The 20,319-nt window shown below is 46.5% G+C and carries 20 protein-coding genes; 16 read left to right on the plus strand and 4 right to left on the minus strand.

Annotated features, from left to right (window positions below; genetic code table 11):
- The first annotated feature begins 7 nt into the window (after nucleotides 1–7).
- Nucleotides 8–2,884, plus strand: coding sequence for an excinuclease ABC subunit UvrA (uvrA, locus tag F6X55_RS11020; RefSeq protein WP_153463233.1), 2,877 nt, complete (start codon nucleotides 8–10; stop codon nucleotides 2,882–2,884).
- 378 nt (nucleotides 2,885–3,262) lie between these two features.
- Here uvrA and F6X55_RS11025 read toward each other — a convergent pair whose 3' ends face one another.
- Nucleotides 3,263–4,519 (minus strand): CYP152 family fatty-acid peroxygenase CypC, encoded by a 1,257-nt coding sequence (locus F6X55_RS11025; RefSeq protein WP_153463235.1) that lies wholly within the window; start codon nucleotides 4,517–4,519, stop codon nucleotides 3,263–3,265.
- Between the two features lie 250 nt (nucleotides 4,520–4,769).
- Here F6X55_RS11025 and F6X55_RS11030 point away from each other — a divergent pair, with 250 nt between their 5' ends.
- From F6X55_RS11030 to F6X55_RS11075, 10 genes are all read left to right on the plus strand, one after another.
- Nucleotides 4,770–5,123, plus strand: a complete 354-nt coding sequence (locus tag F6X55_RS11030) for a YojF family protein (RefSeq protein ID WP_153463237.1) — start codon at nucleotides 4,770–4,772, stop codon at nucleotides 5,121–5,123.
- Nucleotides 5,124–5,142: 19 nt separating this feature from the next.
- Nucleotides 5,143–5,811, plus strand: coding sequence for a bacillithiol biosynthesis deacetylase BshB2 (bshB2, locus tag F6X55_RS11035; protein ID WP_035427055.1), 669 nt, complete (start codon nucleotides 5,143–5,145; stop codon nucleotides 5,809–5,811).
- A 102-nt stretch (nucleotides 5,812–5,913) separates the two neighbouring features.
- Nucleotides 5,914–7,005 (plus strand): DUF4097 family beta strand repeat-containing protein, encoded by a 1,092-nt coding sequence (locus tag F6X55_RS11040; RefSeq protein WP_153463239.1) that lies wholly within the window; start codon nucleotides 5,914–5,916, stop codon nucleotides 7,003–7,005.
- 12 nt (nucleotides 7,006–7,017) lie between these two features.
- A complete protein-coding gene (locus F6X55_RS11045) occupies nucleotides 7,018–7,215 on the plus strand; it encodes a PspC domain-containing protein (RefSeq protein ID WP_026570940.1) in 198 nt (65 codons plus the stop codon).
- Nucleotides 7,215–7,580 carry a phage holin family protein gene (locus tag F6X55_RS11050; RefSeq protein WP_026570939.1) on the plus strand — a complete coding sequence of 122 codons (366 nt, stop codon included), beginning with the start codon at nucleotides 7,215–7,217 and terminating at the stop codon, nucleotides 7,578–7,580. The genes F6X55_RS11045 and F6X55_RS11050 overlap by 1 nt, the downstream gene beginning before the upstream one ends.
- Nucleotides 7,581–7,968: 388 nt before the next feature.
- Complete coding sequence (hprK, locus tag F6X55_RS11055) at nucleotides 7,969–8,910, plus strand: HPr(Ser) kinase/phosphatase (protein ID WP_026570938.1); 942 nt, start codon at nucleotides 7,969–7,971, stop codon at nucleotides 8,908–8,910.
- A gap of 12 nt (nucleotides 8,911–8,922) precedes the next feature.
- Nucleotides 8,923–9,750, plus strand: a complete 828-nt coding sequence (lgt, locus tag F6X55_RS11060; RefSeq protein WP_026772282.1) for a prolipoprotein diacylglyceryl transferase — start codon at nucleotides 8,923–8,925, stop codon at nucleotides 9,748–9,750.
- Between the two features lie 19 nt (nucleotides 9,751–9,769).
- Nucleotides 9,770–10,729, plus strand: a complete 960-nt coding sequence (locus F6X55_RS11065) for a nucleoside recognition domain-containing protein (RefSeq protein ID WP_153463241.1) — start codon at nucleotides 9,770–9,772, stop codon at nucleotides 10,727–10,729.
- Nucleotides 10,704–11,342, plus strand: a complete 639-nt coding sequence (gene ppaX, locus F6X55_RS11070) for a pyrophosphatase PpaX (RefSeq protein WP_153463243.1) — start codon at nucleotides 10,704–10,706, stop codon at nucleotides 11,340–11,342. The genes F6X55_RS11065 and ppaX overlap by 26 nt, the downstream gene beginning before the upstream one ends.
- A gap of 5 nt (nucleotides 11,343–11,347) precedes the next feature.
- Complete coding sequence (locus F6X55_RS11075) at nucleotides 11,348–11,875, plus strand: acyltransferase (RefSeq protein WP_026570934.1); 528 nt, start codon at nucleotides 11,348–11,350, stop codon at nucleotides 11,873–11,875.
- 319 nt (nucleotides 11,876–12,194) lie between these two features.
- Here F6X55_RS11075 and F6X55_RS11080 read toward each other — a convergent pair whose 3' ends face one another.
- A complete protein-coding gene (locus F6X55_RS11080) occupies nucleotides 12,195–12,680 on the minus strand; it encodes a GNAT family N-acetyltransferase (RefSeq protein ID WP_153463245.1) in 486 nt (161 codons plus the stop codon).
- Nucleotides 12,681–12,972: 292 nt separating this feature from the next.
- On the opposite strand from F6X55_RS11080, the gene F6X55_RS11085 reads away from it, so the two are divergent.
- The 5 genes from F6X55_RS11085 (at nucleotide 12,973) to F6X55_RS11105 (ending at nucleotide 18,182) form a co-directional block, all read left to right on the plus strand.
- A complete protein-coding gene (locus F6X55_RS11085; protein ID WP_237648643.1) occupies nucleotides 12,973–13,380 on the plus strand; it encodes a GNAT family N-acetyltransferase in 408 nt (135 codons plus the stop codon).
- A gap of 349 nt (nucleotides 13,381–13,729) precedes the next feature.
- Entirely contained in the window at nucleotides 13,730–14,101 is a 372-nt protein-coding gene (locus F6X55_RS11090; RefSeq protein WP_153463247.1) for a VOC family protein, read from the plus strand.
- Between the two features lie 31 nt (nucleotides 14,102–14,132).
- The gene (locus F6X55_RS11095) at nucleotides 14,133–14,618 is read left to right on the plus strand and encodes a GyrI-like domain-containing protein (RefSeq protein ID WP_026772287.1); all 486 of its coding nucleotides are present in this window, start codon (nucleotides 14,133–14,135) and stop codon (nucleotides 14,616–14,618) included.
- Nucleotides 14,619–14,781: 163 nt separating this feature from the next.
- A complete protein-coding gene (gene glpK / locus F6X55_RS11100) occupies nucleotides 14,782–16,272 on the plus strand; it encodes a glycerol kinase GlpK (protein ID WP_026570929.1) in 1,491 nt (496 codons plus the stop codon).
- A 248-nt stretch (nucleotides 16,273–16,520) separates the two neighbouring features.
- Complete coding sequence (locus F6X55_RS11105) at nucleotides 16,521–18,182, plus strand: glycerol-3-phosphate dehydrogenase/oxidase (protein ID WP_153463249.1); 1,662 nt, start codon at nucleotides 16,521–16,523, stop codon at nucleotides 18,180–18,182.
- A gap of 160 nt (nucleotides 18,183–18,342) precedes the next feature.
- Here F6X55_RS11105 and F6X55_RS11110 read toward each other — a convergent pair whose 3' ends face one another.
- Entirely contained in the window at nucleotides 18,343–19,089 is a 747-nt protein-coding gene (locus tag F6X55_RS11110) for a C40 family peptidase (protein ID WP_200865451.1), read from the minus strand.
- Between the two features lie 209 nt (nucleotides 19,090–19,298).
- Nucleotides 19,299–20,207, minus strand: a complete 909-nt coding sequence (locus tag F6X55_RS11115; protein WP_153463251.1) for a ketopantoate reductase family protein — start codon at nucleotides 20,205–20,207, stop codon at nucleotides 19,299–19,301.
- Nucleotides 20,208–20,319: the final 112 nt, after the last annotated feature.

Raw genomic sequence — 20,319 nt, forward strand, 5'->3', positions numbered from 1 at the left:
CCTAGGAATGGCAAAAAAATCGATAACGATTAAAGGGGCACGCGCCCATAATTTAAAAAACGTGGATGTGGACATACCGAAAGATCAGTTGGTCGTGTTGACCGGCCTGTCGGGATCCGGTAAATCATCTCTGGCATTCGATACGATTTATGCAGAAGGCCAGCGCCGTTATGTCGAGTCGCTTTCGGCCTATGCCCGCCAGTTTCTCGGCCAGATGGACAAACCGGATGTCGATGCGATAGAAGGACTTTCGCCGGCAATCTCGATCGACCAGAAAACAACAAGCAAGAACCCGCGGTCCACTGTCGGAACTGTCACGGAGATTTATGATTATCTCCGCTTGTTGTTTGCCCGTGTCGGCCATCCGACTTGTCCGATTCATGGGATAGAAATAACATCGCAAACGGTGCAGCAAATGGTGGATCGGATTCTCGAATATCCGGAAAGAACCAAACTGCAAATCCTGGCACCGGTCGTTTCCGGCCGTAAAGGGGAACACGTGAAGGTGCTGGAGGACTTGAAAAAAGAAGGCTATATCCGGGTCAGGGTAGACGGTGACATGTATGAGATTACCGATGAAATCAAACTGGAAAAAAACAAAAAGCATTCCATCGAAGTGGTTGTCGACCGGATCGTTGTCAAAGAAGGTGTCTCCGGGCGTTTGTCTGACTCGTTGGAAACGGCGCTTGGACTTGGTGACGGAAATGTGATTGTCGACGTTATCGGAGAAGAAGAGTTACTGTTCAGTGAGCATCATGCATGCCCGATCTGCGGATTTTCCATCGGAGAATTGGAGCCGCGGCTGTTTTCCTTCAATAGTCCGTTCGGCGCTTGTGAACGCTGTGATGGATTGGGCACGCAGCTGGAGGTCGATGTTGATTTGGTGATGCCCGACCGAAGTCTGTCCTTGAGAGAAGGAGCGATTGCTGCTTGGGAACCGACGAGTTCACAATACTATCCGAAGCTGTTGGAAAGTGTCTGCAACCATTTCGGAATTGATATGGATGTTCCGGTCAAACAGCTTCCAAAACCGCAGCTGGACAAAATTTTGCACGGTAGCGGCAAGGAAAAAATCCATTTCCGCTATGAAAACGATTTTGGACGGGTTAGGGAAAATGATATTTACTTTGAAGGCGTTTTGAAAAATATCGCTCGTCGTTACCGGGAAACGACTTCCGATTTCATTCGCGAACAAATGGAAAAATACATGACCCAGAAGCCTTGCCCGAAGTGTGACGGTTATCGTCTCAAAGACGAAGCGCTGGCTGTTTTGGTCAATGGGCTTCATGTAGGCAAGGTGACGGAAATGTCGGTGAGCGAAGCTTTTCAATTTTTTGAGTCAGTCGAATTGTCTGAGAAGGAAGAGCAGATTGCCCGGATGATTTTAAAGGAAATTTGCGACAGACTGACATTCCTGAACAATGTCGGACTCGATTATTTGACACTGGCCCGTTCTGCCGGCACGTTGTCTGGAGGGGAAGCCCAGCGGATTCGGCTGGCGACACAAATCGGTTCTGCCCTGACAGGTGTGTTGTATGTATTGGATGAGCCATCGATTGGTCTGCATCAGCGTGACAACGATCGTTTGATCGGAACCTTGAAACGGATGCGCGACCTTGGCAATACGCTGATCGTGGTCGAGCATGATGAAGATACCATGTATGCTGCAGACTGGTTGATCGATATCGGGCCTGGAGCCGGAGAGCACGGCGGGCAAATCGTATCTAGTGGTACGCCGAAGCAGGTAATGAAGGACAAAAACTCTTTGACCGGTCAATATTTGTCCGGCAAGAAGTTCATTCCGCTTCCGCAAGAACGCCGAAAGCCGGATAATCGGGCAATTGAGGTACTCGGGGCAGAGGAAAACAACCTGAAAAAAGTGGATGCAAAAATTCCGCTCGGGTTGTTTACTGCAGTCACTGGTGTTTCGGGATCCGGCAAAAGTACGCTGATCAATGAAATACTGCATAAATCCCTTTCGATGCAGCTGCACCGGGGTAAACAAAAACCTGGCAAACATAAAACAATCAAAGGAATCGAACATTTGGATAAAGTGATCGATATCGACCAGTCTCCGATAGGTAGGACCCCGCGTTCCAATCCGGCGACTTATACTGGTGTTTTCGACGATATCCGTGATGTTTTTGCCCAGACGAACGAAGCAAAAATCCGCGGTTACAAAAAAGGTAGGTTCAGCTTCAATGTGAAAGGCGGTCGCTGTGAAGCCTGCCGTGGCGATGGGATCATCAAAATCGAAATGCACTTTTTGCCGGATGTGTACGTTCCTTGCGAAGTATGTCATGGGAAACGGTATAATCGCGAGACGTTGGAAGTGAAGTACAAAGGAAAAAATATCGCCGACGTATTGGACATGACCATTGAGGAGTCACTTGATTTCTTCGCCAACATCCCGAAAATCCAGCGCAAGCTGCAGACCATATTCGATGTCGGTCTTGGCTATGTCCGGCTTGGACAGCCTGCGACCACCTTATCAGGCGGCGAGGCACAGCGTGTCAAACTGGCCAGCGAACTTCACCGTCGCTCGAATGGCAAGTCCTTTTACATTTTGGACGAGCCGACAACCGGTTTGCATGTAGATGATATATCGCGGCTGTTGGAAGTGCTGCAACGGTTGGTCAACAACGGAGATACCGTGCTGATCATTGAGCATAACCTGGATGTCATCAAGGCGGCAGACAACATTATTGATCTTGGACCGGAAGGCGGCGACCGTGGCGGTCAGATCATTGCAACGGGTACGCCGGAACAAGTGGCAGACTCACCGCAGTCATATACCGGAAAATACCTGAAACCGGTTTTGGAAAGAGATCGTCAACGCATGGCCGATAAAGTCAAGCAACAGGAAAAAGTAGGTTCCAAGTAACAGGAAAACAAAACCGTCTTGGTTGAAAGACGGTTTTGTGCTTGTGTAGAAAATGATAAATTTAACTGTATGTGGACAATGATTGACTGAGACAGCCACGTCCAGCTCCAGCGCCTCCCCCCTCGAGGTCTTAAGCCCACCCTCTGTGTGGCAAAAAACGCCACGCCGAGGCTGTTCTTAAGCTTGTCGGAGGTCCACACGATGTGTGTCAGGCGTTGCCACAGGACGTGGCGGCTTTAGAAGCTTAAAAGGAACATAAAACTAAAAACCGAGCGATTCTACTAGAACTTGTAGAATTCGCTCGGTTTTTTTGCTTTGGTGTCGATGCTTTTGTACCGGCAGCCTTTTGTTATGTTGGATGTGCACGCTATGAGCAAATCATAACATTTTTACATCTGTAAGCTTTATACCGCTTTTAGGAATGCTTGGCATTGAAACCATACTGAAGCTTAAATCTTGCACTGGGGCATGATAATCCAATCTATTAACCATATAATCAAGCACTACCTTCATTACTTGGATCGTTACCCATTCCCCAGCGCAGCGGTGACCGAGATAATGGTCCCCTCCACCTTGAGGAATAAAGTCGAAAGGACTTCCTTGCCATTCAGTAAAACGCTCCGGATAGAACGTATCGGGATTATCCCATAAGTGAACATCATGGTTTGTCCCGTATAAGTCAAGCAGCGTCAACGTCCCCTTTTTAAAGTGGTAGCCATTCCATGTGAAATCCTCTTTTACACGTGCTCCGGCAAACGGAAAAAACGGGTAGTAACGTCTTACTTCCTGTACAAATTGCCGGTAGTAATCCTGGCCGGTTTCTTTCAGTTTGCTTGCTTGACCAGGAAACTGATGTAAGGCAAGGGTTGTAAAACTTATATAGATGGCAATCGCCACAATCGGTCTGAGGATGTTAAGTAACTCTACTGCTGCTACGCGAGGTTCCAATAAATTTCCTTGTAAGTCCCGATGCCAAGCCATGGTGTATAATGCCGTATCTTCCTTTGGCATTCTTTCTTGCCTTCTGACTTGCTCGATCAAATCCATCATCCAACTTTCCGACCGTTTTCGAGCATTTTTCCCTTTTTGATAGCGGACACCCATCGAAACGGAGGATTCGATGATGGTACTTAGATCCTCTGCCCGTTTTTCCACTTCTGAAGCCCAAAGCGGAACGCCAGCCCATTCACAGGCCACCCGGGTCATCAGTTTTTTTGCTTCTTGGTACACACGGATCGAGTTTCTTTTTTCCCAATCCGCCGCCATTAAGTCGAGGTGTTTGTAGGTGATTTCATGAAGCAGTTCCAATCGTTCCTTCGACATCAGCGACATGAACATTTGTTTCCGGTGCCGGTGTTCTTCCCCGTCCAATGTTTGGACGCCGTTTTCTCCAAACAGCGTTTTTTGAACCCTTTTCGGTGCTGCACCGCTCCTTATGAATTTCGTATGGTCATAAAAAACTCCCGCTGCATCTTTACCACCCATACAAATCGCTCTTTGTCCGAGTAAACGAGTCTCGAACAGGTTACGCTGTAAGCTGTGTCGTCTGTTCGGGATGTACATGTATCCTTCCCGCAGCAAATCCAAGCTATGGTCGATACCCGTTTCTTTAGGGAATTCCTGTTGAACTACCATGGTTACACTCCTTCCAACATGTTTACCGCTAGTTTTAAAGCTTCACTTACATTTCTAGCCTTTTCAGCTTGTTTTAAACATATATTTCCTTCTGATCGGCATCACTTGGAGTATTGGAATGCTGCTTCCTTGTAAGGTATTACGAATATATTTAGAGATTAGGAAGGTCCAATCAGCTAAATGCTTTGACGCTTCAGCCGATTTTGGGTAAGGTAAAAATAGTATTCGGTGAAGGAAGGGAAAGTGGGAAATGGAACCTATTCATATAGAAGAAGTACAAAAGCAACTGGACCGTCTGGCCAATAAGGAAGTATATGTTCATTTGGAAACGACCAACGGTGCCTATGCCAGCCATTTTAATGAAAATGCCTATAATGTCGGTGCATTTATCCGAAATGCGAAAGTGAATTATCTGCACGGGAAAATCGTCGGTGACAATGGTACATACCGTGTCGGCTTGAAATTGGATAACGGATGGGTTTATGCAGAAGGAGTCAATCAATGGGAGCTTGATGAACAAGATAGATTATTGATGGCGGGCCATGATCGGGAAGGACGCCTGATGGTCGCTTTGGAAATCAGTGAGCAGCCGTTTAAAAATTAGTTAGGGAGAGATGATCGCTTTGGAAAAACATGTAGTAGTCATATATCCGCACCCGGATGACGAAGCATTCGGTGCCTCTGGTACAATCACCCAATTCAGGCAAGAAGGGGTTCCGGTTACGTATTTATGCGGTACCCTGGGAGAAATGGGGCGCAACATGGGAAATCCGACATTTGCCAATCGGGAAACCTTGTCAGATTTCCGCAGAAAAGAACTGATCGATGCCTGCAACGTAATGGATGTCGAATTGCGCATGCTCGGTTATCGGGATAAGACCCTGGAATTTGAGTCCCGGGATGAAATAGCGAAACACTTGAAAAACATACTGGAAGAAATCGAACCAAGTCTGGTGATTACGCACTATCCGGGCCATGCCGTCCACCCGGACCACAATGCAATGGGAGCTGCAGCGATTGAGGCGGTAAAGCAGATGGATCCGGACAAGCGTCCGAAAGTATGGGCACAAGCAATAAGCCATGATCATGTGAAACTTTTCGGAGAGCCGGACGTAATAAATAATGTAAAACCCGTTTTTGATCAAAAAATGAAAACAATCATGGCGCACCGCTCGCAGGCGCAAGGAGTGTTAGGCAGCATGAATGGCAGTGCCGAAGCGGCAGCTGATCTGGAGGAAGTTGCCAAGGAACGGCTGGGCTACGAAAGTTTTTACACGTGGAATTTTGATTGAGGATTGGAAAAAAGCCGCTGAACTAAACTGTACCTGCAAGCGAGGTTTTACGTTTTAGTTGTAGCGGCTTTTTTTAGCAACTAACAAGGCAGGTGGAAAAAAGTGAAGGAAGAACGTAAAAAAATCTTGAAAATGGTAGAAGATGGACTGGTCAGTTCCGAAGAAGCAGAAGAGTTGCTCGATGCGCTCGAAGAGGCCGAACAAGCGGAACAACAACAAAACGCTGTTTCCACGAAAGTGAACTGGGAAGAGGGAAACCGTCAACAGCAATATAAAACAAAAGCAAGTAAGAAAACCAGTTTTTTCGGTTTTGTCGAAGAAGCATTTCAAAAAATCAAAAATGTCGATCTTGATTTTAACTTTGGGAAGTATTACGAGGTATCCCACATTTTTCACCATCACTCCGCTGTTTTCCAAGACATCGATATCGATGTCGCCAACGGAAATGTTACGATTCAGCCATGGAATGAAACCGATGTCCGGATTGAGTGCAATGCGAAAGTCTATCAGGTGGATAATCAGGAACAAGCCCGGGAAAAGTTTTATAAGGAAGCGGTTTTTCAGTTGGATGAGGAGCGTGTGCAGTTTTATTTGCCAAGTCAACAGGTAAAAACGGAAATCACCGTCAAAGTTCCAGAAAGGCACTACCGGAAAACAGTAGTCAAATTGTTTAATGGAAGCATTTATGGTGAAAAATTAAGCGTGGATCGGTTACACATCAAATCGACCAACGGCTCGATCAATTTGTCTGAAGGAAAGGGTGCCGTACTGGAAGCAGAAACTGCCAACGGTACAATCAATATCAGCGATTGCCGGTGGGAAGTGGCGGATATGGAGAGCATCAACGGAAAAATAAATGTCGAGGGCACCTTCGAGAAAATCGACGCACAGCTCGTCAATGGCAGTATTAGTTGCCTTTGGCAGGACGGCTTTCAACCGAAATCAGGGTTCTTCAAAACGACAACCGGCAGTGTCCGTCTGGTTTTACCGGACCGACTCCGCATCGACGGCAAAGCCGAAACCAAAATAGGAAACATTCATTGCGATTTGAATAATTATCAAGTAATCGAAGAAAAGAAAGAAATGATCAATCGTTCGCTGCATTTTGAAGTCAAGCACGAACAAGATATGGAGCCGTTTTACGTGGAAGCAGAAACGAAAACAGGGTCCGTGTGGATGTTACCGACCAAGTAGGAGGGATATTATATGTCCAGAAAGTTATACCGTTCCCGTACCGATCGGAAAATTTCCGGTGTGTTAGGAGGGCTGGCAGAATATGTGGATATCGACGCCACGCTGTTGCGGTTATTGTTCGTATTGATTTTTATATTTACAGGATTTTTCCCGCTCGGAATCCTCTATATCCTGGCAATATTCATCATGCCTAAGGAGCCGTTCGTCTGATGGTGAAGCGATGGCTGCTTTCCATTTTGCTGAATGCGGTGGCATTGATTGTCGTCGATCAGTTGTTTGCTGACTTTTACCTGGAGGGATTCGGAACAGCACTGTTGGCAAGTCTGATCTTGTCTATTTTGAATGTGATCGTCAAACCGATTTTAATTGTTTTTACGTTGCCGATTACGTTTTTGACGCTCGGGTTGTTTTTATTCGTCATCAATGCAATTACTTTGATGATTACCCAGGGGTTGATAGGCAGCTCGTTTGTAATTGATGGATTTGGGTTGGCGATTCTTGCAGCAATCATCCTGTCACTATTGAACTTGCTGCTCAACCGATTGATCAGGGACACAGTTGATTTGAATCGTTAAACAAATAAGCGGGCTGACGGGATCGTATCGTCAGCCCGCTTTCTTTTAAGCAAAAACGAGGAGATACGGCTGAGGCCATGCCCGCGGCAAGCATCCACCGACAAGCGATTCGCGGAGTCGGCAACAATCGAGGCCACTTTAGGATTTTTTCAGTGGCCTCGATTGTTAAAGGATCCATTTTCGCGTTTTCTCCATATTACGTATCCATAGTGCCTGGAAATGTGGCGATAGACATCCTTTCCTGATGCATTCCTTTCCTTGTCAACTTGCCAGCCTTTCCACCGCGTTCCAATCCTTTCCGTCTGAAAATCTACACACTAATGCCTCCGAATAAAAAAAGTGCTACAATAGGATACAGTGATTAGGAAGGTACGATGGAGGGATACATATGGCAAAAGTACGTACCCAGGATTTACTGAACCAGTTCAACCTGGAACTTGTTGCAGGCCGCAATGGCGTGCACAGGGAGATTTTCATGAGTGATATTTCCCGGCCTGGTCTGGAAATGGCCGGTTATTTTAAATATTATCCGAAAAATCGGTTGCAGTTGCTTGGCAAAACGGAAATGTCTTTTTTTAACGAGCTGAGCACGGAAGAACAGCGGGACCGTGTAGAAAACCTTTGCACAGACATAACCCCGGGGATCGTCATAACCAGAGGGATGGACATCCCGGAAGTGCTGATTGAAGCGGCAGACAATTCTGGTGTGCCGCTGATGCGTTCTCCGCATAAAACGACCAGGGTGACCAGCAGGCTGACGAATTATTTGGAGACCAGGTTTGCCCCGTTTACTGCCATCCATGGCGTTTTAGTCGATATTTATGGTATAGGCGTCCTGATAACCGGGCAGAGTGGTGTTGGTAAAAGTGAGACCGCGCTAGAGCTGGTAAAACGGGGACACCGGCTGGTCGCTGATGACAGCGTTGAAATCCGGCAGGAAGATTACGATAGTCTAATCGGCAATTCTCCGCCTTTGATCGAGCATTTATTGGAAATCCGCGGCTTGGGAATCATCAACGTCATGACGTTGTTCGGAGCAGGGTCGGTCCGTTCGCACAAAAAAATATCCATGATCATCAACCTTGAGCTGTGGGATCAGAAGAAGCAATACGACCGTCTCGGATTGGAAGAAGAAACCATGAAAATCATGGACGTAGAAATACCGAAGGCTGTCATTCCTGTCCGGCCGGGTAGAAACTTGTCTGTCATCATCGAAGTGGCGGCAATGAACTTCCGTTTGAAAAGGATGGGGGTAAACGCTGCGGAAGAGTTTTCAGAACGGTTGACCAACATGATTCAACAGGAAAAAAACGAGGATATACAGGATTAGGAGGCGGACGACTTGACGTGTAGTGCACCCGCGCTAGATCGCGCATTATTGGAATTAGGACCACTGACGGTTTATTGGTATGGAGTGATTATCGCGGCTGGAGCTTTTCTCGGCCTGTGGTTGGCAACAAGGGAAGCAGACCGCCTCGGTTTGAATAAAGATTTGTTTGTCGATTTGATCGTGTTTGCGATTCCAATTGCCATCATTTCGGCACGGATTTATTATGTCATCTTTGAATGGGATCGCTATGACGGCGGGACTTGGTGGGATGTATTCGCTATTTGGGAAGGCGGCATCGCCATCCACGGAGCATTGATCGGTTCTGTTGTCACCGCGATCATATTTGCCAGGGTACGCAAGGTTTCTTTTTGGCAGCTGGCCGATATTGCAGCGCCTAGCATCATTCTCGGGCAGGCAATCGGCCGCTGGGGAAATTTTATGAATCAGGAAGCCCATGGCGGTCCGGTTTCGCAAGCTGCTTACGATAATTTCTTGCAGTATCTTCCTGACTTTATCAATAATCAAATGTGCATCGGCGGTGTGATGTACCACCCGACTTTTCTGTATGAGTCCGTCTGGAATTTGATAGGGTTAGTGCTGCTGTTATTGTTGCGCCGATTCAACCCAAGGCGCGGTGAAGTTTTCTTAAGCTATGTCATCTGGTATTCGATCGGACGTTACTTTATAGAAGGCATGCGGACCGACAGTTTGTATATTGTCGGACAGCTCCGGACAGCCCAGGTCATTTCGATTGTATTAGTTGTACTAAGCATCGCTCTGATTATCTATCGCCGGTACTCGGGGAAGGCAGATAGGCTATACAACGGAAGAAAAGTCTGAAGAAAGAGGGAAAGCATATATGACTGGTATTTTACAACGTGGATTCAAGGCAGGATTGTCGCTGTCCTGGACTTTGGGAAAAGTCATCTTTCCTGTCACCCTGATTGTGACCATTTTGCGTTTCACTCCGGTTTTGGGGTGGTTGATGGATTTGCTCAGTCCACTGATGAAGTGGATCGGCTTGTCCGGCGAGGCAGCGGTCCCGCTCGTGCTCGGGAATTTGCTGAACTTGTATGCAGGTATTGGAGCGATTGTTTCCTTTGATTTTTCGGTCAAACAAGTGTTCATCATGGCTGTGATGATGTCGTTTTCGCATAACTTGTTGATTGAATCGACAGTGGCGTCCAAGGTGGGCGTCAGCTGGTGGATTGTCGTCGGTGTCCGGGTTTCACTTGCTTTGGCTGCGGCATTGCTGATCAACCTGTTTTGGAAGGGCGGCGGAGAACTCGCCCAATATGGCTTGATATCAAAATCCGAACATATACCGGATACATGGACGGGAATTTTTGCACAGGGATTGCAGACAGCTGCCATGGGCGTATTACAGCTGGCTTTGATTGTGATCCCATTGATGGTATTCATGCAATTTTTCCGCGAGCTTGGCTGGATGGATAAACTTTCTGACTGGTTCGCGCCGTTCACCAGGTTTTTGGGCATGGAAAAAAATGCATCGATGACGCTGGTTGCCGGGCTGACACTCGGTCTTGCCTATGGAGCCGGCTTGATGATTCAGGCCGTCAAGGAAGACGGTGTGTCGAAGAAAGATATGTACTTGTCGCTGATTTTTCTTGTATCCTGTCATGCGGTGGTGGAGGATACGTTGGTTTTTGTGCCGCTGGGCATACCAGTATGGCCGCTTTTGGCAATCAGATTGGCGACTGCGATTTTGTTGACAGCTGGAATCGCTTATTTTTGGAACAGGGCAGAATCGAGACAGAGAAAGGAGCCCGCACATGAACATTCGTACGATACTCTTTGATTTAGATGGAACGTTGATTGATACCAATGAGCTGATTATCGCTTCATTCACTCATACACTGGGCAAGTATGCAAAACAGCCTTATGCCCGCGAAGAAATTTTGGAGTTCATCGGCCCGCCGTTGAAAGACAGCTTCATGAAAATCGATCCGGCAAAGGTGGAAGAGATGATTGCCACCTATCGTAAGCATAATTTAGAAAATCACGACAGTTACGTCACGGCCTATCCGACCGTTGTCGAAACGTTGACACATCTGCATGAGGCAGGTTATCAGCTCGGAATCGTCACTACCAAAGTCAAATCGACTGCGATGAAAGGAATGAAATGGACCGGCATGGATCATTTGTTTGAAACCGTGATAGGTTTAGAGGACGTGACCCACGCCAAACCGCATCCGGAACCGATTTTGAAAGCTTTGCAGGAACTGGATGCCAAAGCATCCGAGACCTTGATGGTAGGGGATAATTATCATGATATCGAGGCGGGCCATAATGCCGGCACCCGTACTGCCGGTGTTGCCTGGACGATAAAAGGCCGGGAATTCCTGCAATCATACAACCCTGATTACATGCTGGAAAAAATGAGCGATTTGAGGGATATACTGGGAGTGTGATGAGTGTGCGTAAAACCGAGCGATATCGGGTGGATACGGCCAACTCACTATGGCATATCTACAAAACTGTCCCGTTTTTCAAAGTGGTGAAAAATTTTGCGGTAATCCAGATTGCCCGTTATACACCGTTTTTGTCCGTGAAGAATTGGCTGTACCGGACTTTTCTGCGGATGAAGGTCGGCGACCAGACGGCTTTCGCTTTAATGGTTATGCTGGACATTATGTTCCCGGAAAAAATTTCGGTCGGTAAAAATACGGTGATCGGCTATAATACGACCATCTTGGCACATGAATACCTGATCCGTGAATATCGACTCGGGGAAGTCAAAATCGGAAAAAATGTGATGATCGGAGCCAACACGACGATTTTGCCAGGAGTCACCATCGGAGACGGCGCAATTGTTTCAGCGGGAACGCTCGTACATAAGGATGTGGAGGAAGGGACCTTTGTCGGTGGAAATCCGATGCGAGTCATCTATTCCAGGGAAGAACTAGAAAAACGACAGATAGAGGATACGTTTTTTTCAGAATGATGGCCGATATGGATGCAAGAAGCCGCGACAAAAGCATAGCGAGCAAAACAAAAGCCGAACAATATTCGAAGTGCTGAGCATTCGGATTCGTTCGGTTTTTCTGATTACTTGTCGATGCTTCTTCGGCATTGCACAGAAAGATATTTCCTTACCTAGATAGCTGAAGCTGTGCTGTAGAATACAAGGTACCTTGCCACATTCATCTTCAATGGAATCAATGGCTATTTCATCATTCTGATTCTTTCAGTTTTTACAGGTCAATTTATATGATCTCCCCCTCGCTCCCGCGTACACGTACTTACGAACCAAAGGAAGACGATCATAGCACCCTGCCGAGAATTTCACCGGGCAATCCGTCTATTTCACATACTTTTTCCGATACAAACTGTTGTCTAAGCAAAATTTTCCTGGAGGCATGGTTTTCTGGATCGATGATGGCTTTCAACTTTCGTATTTCTGCTTGTTGGGCCAAATCAACCAACAGTCTCGCTATTTCTGTCCCATAACCTTTCCCCCAATATTCCGGCAAAATCATATAGCCAATTTCTGCTACTTCTTTCGCCTCTTGATACCGAGTGACATGCCCCTGCCCGATGAATCCGCCGCTACGTGCATCAGTAATTTTATAGGAACCTGTTTCATCATCCTTGTTATTGCGCTTTACGATTGTTTCAAAGTTTGTCCGGGCTTCCTCCAAAGGGATTGATCTTTCCGTTATCTGAGCCATTACTTTTTCATCCGAAACAAGACGATAATAGTAAGGAAAGTCTTGCATTTTAAATTTCTCGAGGTGAATTTTGGCCATTACGGGGTTCTCCTTTTTCTATGGTTTAATTATAGTTACGTTTGTCCCTTCCTTTTTGTTTCCCTTCCCTACCCTATCTTGGTCTATGGATTCGATTTTCTGAATTCGCCATCCATTGCTTATACAAGTAGCTGTTGTTTTCTGCAAGATGGAGGTTGTACCTTATCCGTCAAGATAAAAGGAGCTAAAAGAATGTTCAATTCGTAGTGTCTAGTTCTCATTGAAACACGTTTCAAAAGGAAAAAACAGTTTTTTGTAGAATCCATAAGTAAAAAGAAATGGGAGGGTTGGCATGATCGTAGTAAGAAGGGGATTGCCCGAGCATGTGAAGGGCATCGCCAGGGTTTGCATAGAGGGAAGACAGGCTGCAATCGGACATCTGAAGAGTCCAGAGAATCTAAAAAGAAATAACCAGGTGTTTTACAATGATGATCGCATCCGGAAGGAATTAAACGAAACGCAAGGGTGGGATGGCTATTTTGTCGCCCTCGATGGCGACAACGTTGTAGGAGCCATTGGCGGTGGGATGACAGGAGAAAACACAAGTGAAGTCTACGTATTATATTTGGATCCCGAACGCCGAAGGGAAGGAATAGGGACTAAATTGTTACATCACTTAACAGAAATCCAGCGCCATAAGGGGGCCAAAGAGCAGTGGGTTTCCGTGCTGAAAGGAAACCAAAAAGGAATCCCTTTTTAGGCAAAAGGGTTTCGGTTTGTTCGTGAGAAAGAGGCGTATGGCAACATTGAGGGAGAGAATTATGTCTCTTTAAGGTATCGGCGTCCCATAGAAAATTCAGGAACATCGCCATGAAATCTTTTTCATCAGGTAGATGAAGGACAAAAACAGGCAGAGTAATGTCGGAAACGCCGATCTTTGAAATGGATGACCAAGTGGATTTTATGATCCGATTTTCTAGTTGCTGTCCACTGCTCAAATTTTAAATTTGCGCACGCCGTTTACTCTTCCGAATTTTTCGGTTTGAAAGTCATGGCTCGGCAGAAAACAAGTTGTTATGAATAGATGGAGTAGAAGGAGGGAGTTCATAATGGTAAAAAGCCCGGTGAAAAACAAAATCAATTTGGTGTTCATCCCTGTATCGGATGTGGAAAAAGCAAAACAGTGGTATGCAAAGATACTAGGTATCCAAGATGGAGAGGTTCATTTCGGACATTTATTTGCTGCGGGAATGGACGAAGGATCAGGGATGATACTTGATACGATGCCGATGTGGAGAGATGAAAATGGAAAACTGCCGACACTCAATGTCCCTGCCATTCAATTCGGGACAGAGGATGTCCGTGCATCCTATCAATTTATGAAAGAAAACGGGGTAGAGCTTGTAACGGAAATCCAACATGGTCAATTTTTTGTTTTCAAGGATCCCGATGGCAACATGTTGATGGTTTGTGAGGACTAGTATATAAATATTAACGGAAATGGGTGGAGCAATGAAGTATCAAGTGGTCACCTTGCCTGCTTACCGGGCAATAGGATTAAAATGGGAAGGCACGTTCGATGAGATTGTGCCAGATTTAAAAAATATAATTGAACAAATGAAGGGACGTGCAAGTGAGCTAAAGGAAAAGCTGAATCCGGCTGTACAGTTAGGCTTGTCTTATCATGTAGTGGAAAATGGCTTTGCACATTATGCCGTGTATGAAGTGGGAGAGAAACAGGAAATCCCGGAGGGGATGGTGGAAATACGGGTGCCTGCATGGACCTATGTGAAGACGTCCCACCCCAAAGGAGAGGATGTTACCAAGACGTATTCGGACTTGCATCAATGGTTATTCAGTAGTGACTATCATGTGCTTAGAGAAGATGGAATAAAATACTATGACCCTTATATGCCGATTAAACATGAATATTATCCTGTGGATCAAGACCCGGAGGACCCGCATTTTGACATTTATATACCGCTTGTGAAAAAATAATGATAGGACGTTGATTCAAATGAATCAACGTCCTTTTTCATGGAAACCCCGTCTTCGAATGGAGGATTTCATGCTTCTATGAAGAAAAGGGTTAGTAGGACCATAGAATGGGGAAATATATCAAAACAAACGTTTACATTCACTAATATGGGAGGAATGTGCTATGGAAAAGTACATAATGGCACTCGATCAGGGTACGACAAGCTCAAGAGCCATTTTATTCAATCACCAGGGTGAAATCGTCGAAACTGCCCAGCGGGAATTTCAACAGTTTTTTCCGAAATCTGGTTGGGTCGAACATGATGCCAACGAAATCTGGACATCGATTACATCCTGCATTGCAGAGGTCTTGCGCAAATCGGATGCGGAACCGGAAAATATCGCCGCCATCGGGATTACCAATCAACGGGAAACAACGGTAGTGTGGGACAGAAACACGGCCAAACCGATTTACAAGGCAATCGTTTGGCAGTCCAGACAGACTGCCCCGATTTGCCGCGAGTTGAAGGAACAAGGTTACAATGACTTGTTCCGTGAAAAAACGGGGCTCTTGATTGATCCGTATTTTGCCGGGACAAAGGTGAAATGGATTCTCGACAACGTGGAAGGCGCCAGGGAAAAAGCGGATAACGGCGATTTGATGTTCGGGACCATCGACTCCTGGCTGATTTACAAATTGTCGGGAGGAAAAGCGCATGTCACCGATTATTCCAACGCTTCCCGTACCCTGATGTTCAATATCCATGAACTGAAGTGGGACGAGGAATTGCTGGATATACTTGGGGTTCCGAAAAGCATGCTTCCAGAAGTGAAGGATTCCTCGGAAGTTTATGCAGAAACCGTTGAATACCACTTTTTCGGACACAATATTCCGATAGCCGGAGCGGCGGGCGACCAGCATGCCGCTTTGTTTGGACAGGCTTGCTTCGACGACGGAATGGCGAAAAACACGTATGGCACCGGCTGTTTTGTCCTGATGAATACCGGTGATAAAGCTGTCAAATCTGACCATGGTTTGTTGACCACCTTGGCCTGGGGGTTGGATGGAAAAGTCGAATATGCGATGGAAGGCAGTATTTTTGTGGCTGGCTCGGCTATTCAGTGGCTGCGGGACGGATTGAAAATCCTTGAAAACGCACCACAAAGTGAAGAGTATGCACAGCGTGTCACCGATTCGTCGGGGGTGTACATGGTACCGGCGTTTGTCGGCCTGGGGACACCCTACTGGGATAGTGACGCCCGCGGAGCAATGTTCGGCCTTACCCGGGGAACGGAGAGAGAACATATCGTCCGGGCGACATTGGAAGCCCTGGCATACCAGACGAAAGATGTAGTAGACGCAATGGTCGAAGATGCCAACATGGATTTGAAATCGCTGCGCGTCGATGGCGGGGCAGTCAAAAATGACTTCCTAATGCAATTTCAAAGCGATATGCTCGGTGTTTCGGTAGAAAGGCCGGCTGTCACGGAGACAACAGCTCTGGGGGCCGCTTACCTGGCAGGTTTGGCGGTAGGCTATTGGGAAAGCAAGGAAGAATTGAAGCAGCATTGGAAAATGGAAAAGAACTTTGATCCGGAAATGGATGAAAAGGAAAAAGAAGCGCTTTACCGCGGATGGAAAAAAGCGATCGAAGCGACCCAAGTATTCAAGTAAAATACTTTGCAAGGACATCCGCTCGTGCTATAATGAAATCAAGTTAATAAGAAACGGCCGGAGAAGTGGAGAGACCGCACAATTCTATGGGGATACCTATAGAAGCTGTTGCGGTCTCTTTTTTTATTTTCACATTGCCTTGGAAAAATGGATGATTTCCAATTATGGTACATGAACCTGGCTTGTTTCGGGTAAAGAATAGATAAGATAATTTCTCTCAGCCGTGAAGAATAAAGGAGTGTCGGAAAATGGCTAGATTTTCTAACTTGCGAAGACAAGAAATTTTCGAGGAATTGACGAAAGAACCGCTTGATCTATTTATTATCGGCGGCGGCATCACTGGAGCAGGTATTGCTTTGGATGCTGTTACAAGAGGACTGAAAACGGGATTGGTGGAAATGCAGGACTTCGCTGCGGGAACATCAAGCCGTTCCACAAAGTTGGTACACGGCGGTCTCCGTTATTTAAAACAATTTGAAGTGAAAATGGTGGCAGAAGTCGGAAAAGAACGGGCGATCGTGTACGAGAACGGTCCACATGTAACGACACCGGAGTGGATGATGCTTCCATTTCACAAAGGCGGAACGTTCGGTCCGTTTACATCGAACATTGGCTTGCGGGTGTACGATTTCCTTGCCGGAGTCAAAAAAAGTGAAAGAAGAACGATGCTTTCTGCTTCAGAAGCAATGGAGCGTGAACCGTTAATCAAAAAAGATGACTTACGTGGAGCAGGCTATTATGTCGAGTATAAAACGGACGATGCCCGGCTGACACTGGAAGTGATGAAAAAAGCTGCCGAGCAGGGTGCTCATGCCATCAACTATACCAAGGTTACCGAGTTCATTTACGATAAAGACGGCAAGGTTACCGGGGCAGTGGTCGAGGATTTGACTACAGGCGAACAACAAGAAATCTACGCGAAAAAAATCATCAATGCCGCGGGCCCTTGGGTCGATACACTTCGGGAAAAAGACGGATCGAAAAAAGGGAAAACACTTCAACTGACAAAGGGAGTCCATCTCGTCTTTGACGGAGAAACCTTCCCGCTTACTCAGGCGATTTACTTTGACACCCCCGACGGCCGGATGGTATTTGCCATTCCGCGTGAAGGGAAAACCTATGTCGGCACGACCGATACAGCTTATGAAGGAGACATCGCTCATCCGGTGATGACAGTGGAGGATCGCGACTACATTATCGAAGCAATCAATTATATGTTCCCGGAAGTAGGAATCACAGCGGATGATGTGGAATCAAGCTGGGCCGGGCTACGTCCATTGATCGGAGAAGAAGGAAAAGATCCGGGAGAGATTTCACGTAAGGATGAAATTTTTGTATCGGATTCCGGCTTGATTTCCATGGCAGGCGGCAAGCTTACTGGCTACCGGAAAATGGCAATCAGTGCAGTGGACTTGGTTGTAAAGCAATTGAAGGAGGAGGAAGGGGTTCTTTATTCTTCTTCTGAAACGCTTCATTTGCCAATTTCGGGCGGAGACGTCGGCGGCTCGAAGGGCTTTGAAAAATTCAAACATCAAAAAATCGATGAAGGAACTGCACTTGGTTTGACGGAAGATGCCGCAGCATCGCTTGTCGATACCTATGGTTCCAATGTAGAGCGGGTTTTTGCCATGTATGCTGACCTGCAAAACGAAGCAGCCGAAGCTGGTATCGAACCGCTTGTATTTGCACAGCTCCGTTATGCGATAGACGAGGAACTGGTCTATAAGCCGGTCGACTTCTTTGTCCGCCGCACTGGCGCCTTGTTCTTCCATATCAATTGGGTTCGGGAGCATAAGGATAACGTAATCGATTATCTGGCGAAGGTATTCCACTATACCAATGAGCAAAAAACTGAATATACAGAAGAACTGGAACAGCTGTTGAACGAAGCAGTCCATCCGGTTGCCTAAGCAAACGAAAAATCGAGCCGTCAATTTGAACGGCTCGATTTTTTTGGCTTGCACGCCGGATCGAGATTGCCAAGATTCCTCATACCAGCGATGATTCTTCAAGAAGAAGTTCGGCAATCCTGAATGCGGACACTTCCCCTCAATCCATCATCAAGTTAGCTTACTCGATGAGTCCTTTCCACAGTTTTTTGACATGCTTTACTTTGCCGATTTGCCGAGTTAAGTAAATTTTTTTCGGCTTTAAAAAGCCATCGCGGAAATAATATTGTTTATGTTCACGATCCATCAGGCGGAGAATTTCTGTATCCAGTTGCTGCAGCATGTACTTACGGAAGGGGAAGTTTTGATACTTTTTCGGCTGGTATATTTCTTGGGAATACAAATCCGGATATTGGTATAGTCCCCCTTGATATACTAACTCCAGCTCGTCATGATGGCGAAAATCCTCCGGGGTGATCAGGGAACTTCGCTTGGTGAATAACCGATGCCCCGCCCTGCTCAACACTTCAGCGACAAATTGCGAGCAAAAATAGGAAGCGGGCATTTCAATCGGATAGTTTATCGGAATGCCGACAAGGCCTGCGTAATTATATAAGTAACGTTTTGGCTTTTTTTCAAAAACAGCGATGATCCGCTCGAGTTTTCGATATTCCCTGGAAGTCAGCATGAGCCGGTACACTGCGCAAGTGGAATCGGGATACCAGCTAAACGTTCCTGTGACGAAGTCTTCTCTGACAAAACCGCCCCAGAAAGGATTGAGCGGTTCCCGTCTGGCAAAGCTGTATATGCGACGGAAATCTTTATCCAACGCTAACGATGCATGATTGTAAGGAGCTGAAGTAACCGATTTTAACGCCCAGTTGATAAGGGATCCCGTATTAGTCAGCACGATATAGACCGCTTGCATAAAGCCACCTCATGTCAGATATTTAGTACCTGGTGTCAATATACTATGTTTTCCATTTCTTGTATAGCCAGTTTTCGAAAAACGGGCGGAACTTCTGCGGAAATACATCTTGAGACTTAGGATGCTATCCAGAAGATGAGGAAAACTTATTTGGACGGTTTCCGATGGCAGAAAACCTTCGAAAAAGCACTTCATCTACTATTCAATTATCAGGCAAACGGCTTGATGAGTCCATAAATGGTACGAATAGTCGGTAGTTCTATTTGCGCATTGGCTGCCAGTCGCAGGGCGCCACCGTGTAAATGCTCGACCTCCAGGCTGATGCCTTTCCGCCGGTCTTGATGCATCGAGGAGGTAGCTGCGTCGTCCAGTCCGTTCAATTGTCGGATTGCCTGCTCGACATGATCATCGGTCAAGCTTACTTGCTTTTTATTGGCAAGCTGCTTCATTTCCGCCAGCATGGCCTTGGCGACGGCGAATGTTTCCGGGTGGTTTCTGATGGTTCCGATCGGAAGGTCTGCAGCTGTGGTGATACCGGAAAACGCCGTGATGAACATATACTTTTTCCACATGTCTGTATCGATGTCCTCGCTCCACCTGGCAGTAAAATTCGCTTTTTCGGAGGCAGCGGCGATCTGACGGCAGATTTCTTCCTGTTCGGGTGTCAATGCCCCGTAAACGAGCTCGTGGAATGGACTGGTATGTTCGACACCGCCCTGCCCATCCAATGTGGAAATGATAAAGGACAAGCCGCCTAGCACTGCGTCTTTGCCGAGTTTTTCCTGGAGAATCGGAATATGCTCGATTCCGTTCAGGACAGGGAGTACCTTGGCTCCTTTGTCTACCAAGACTTGCAATTGCTCCAGTGTGCCGTCGAGATGGTAACCTTTCACGGCCAATACTACAAGGTCTGCTTCTTGAATTTCCCCGGGATTTTCCACAATTGCCGGTTTGTCTAGCTGATAATCCCCTTCTATGCTCTTTATCCGTAGTCCATTTTTTCTTAATTGGTCTGCTCTTTTTTGGCGGACAAGGAATGTAACGTCTTGCCCAGCTTCCTGCCATCTTGCCCCAAAATAAGCACCGAGGGCACCTGCACCCACAACGACGATTTTCATCAAATCCCTCCCAAAGAATAGCTGTTTGTTCTTTGTCCATTTTAGCACAGTCCAGGTTGGGTATCAGAAAAAAGCGCTTGATTTTTCTGACAACTGAAACCAAAATGAAAGA

The organism is Sediminibacillus terrae (assembly GCF_009602435.1).
GTDB classification, from domain to species: domain Bacteria; phylum Bacillota; class Bacilli; order Bacillales; family Amphibacillaceae; genus Sediminibacillus; species Sediminibacillus terrae.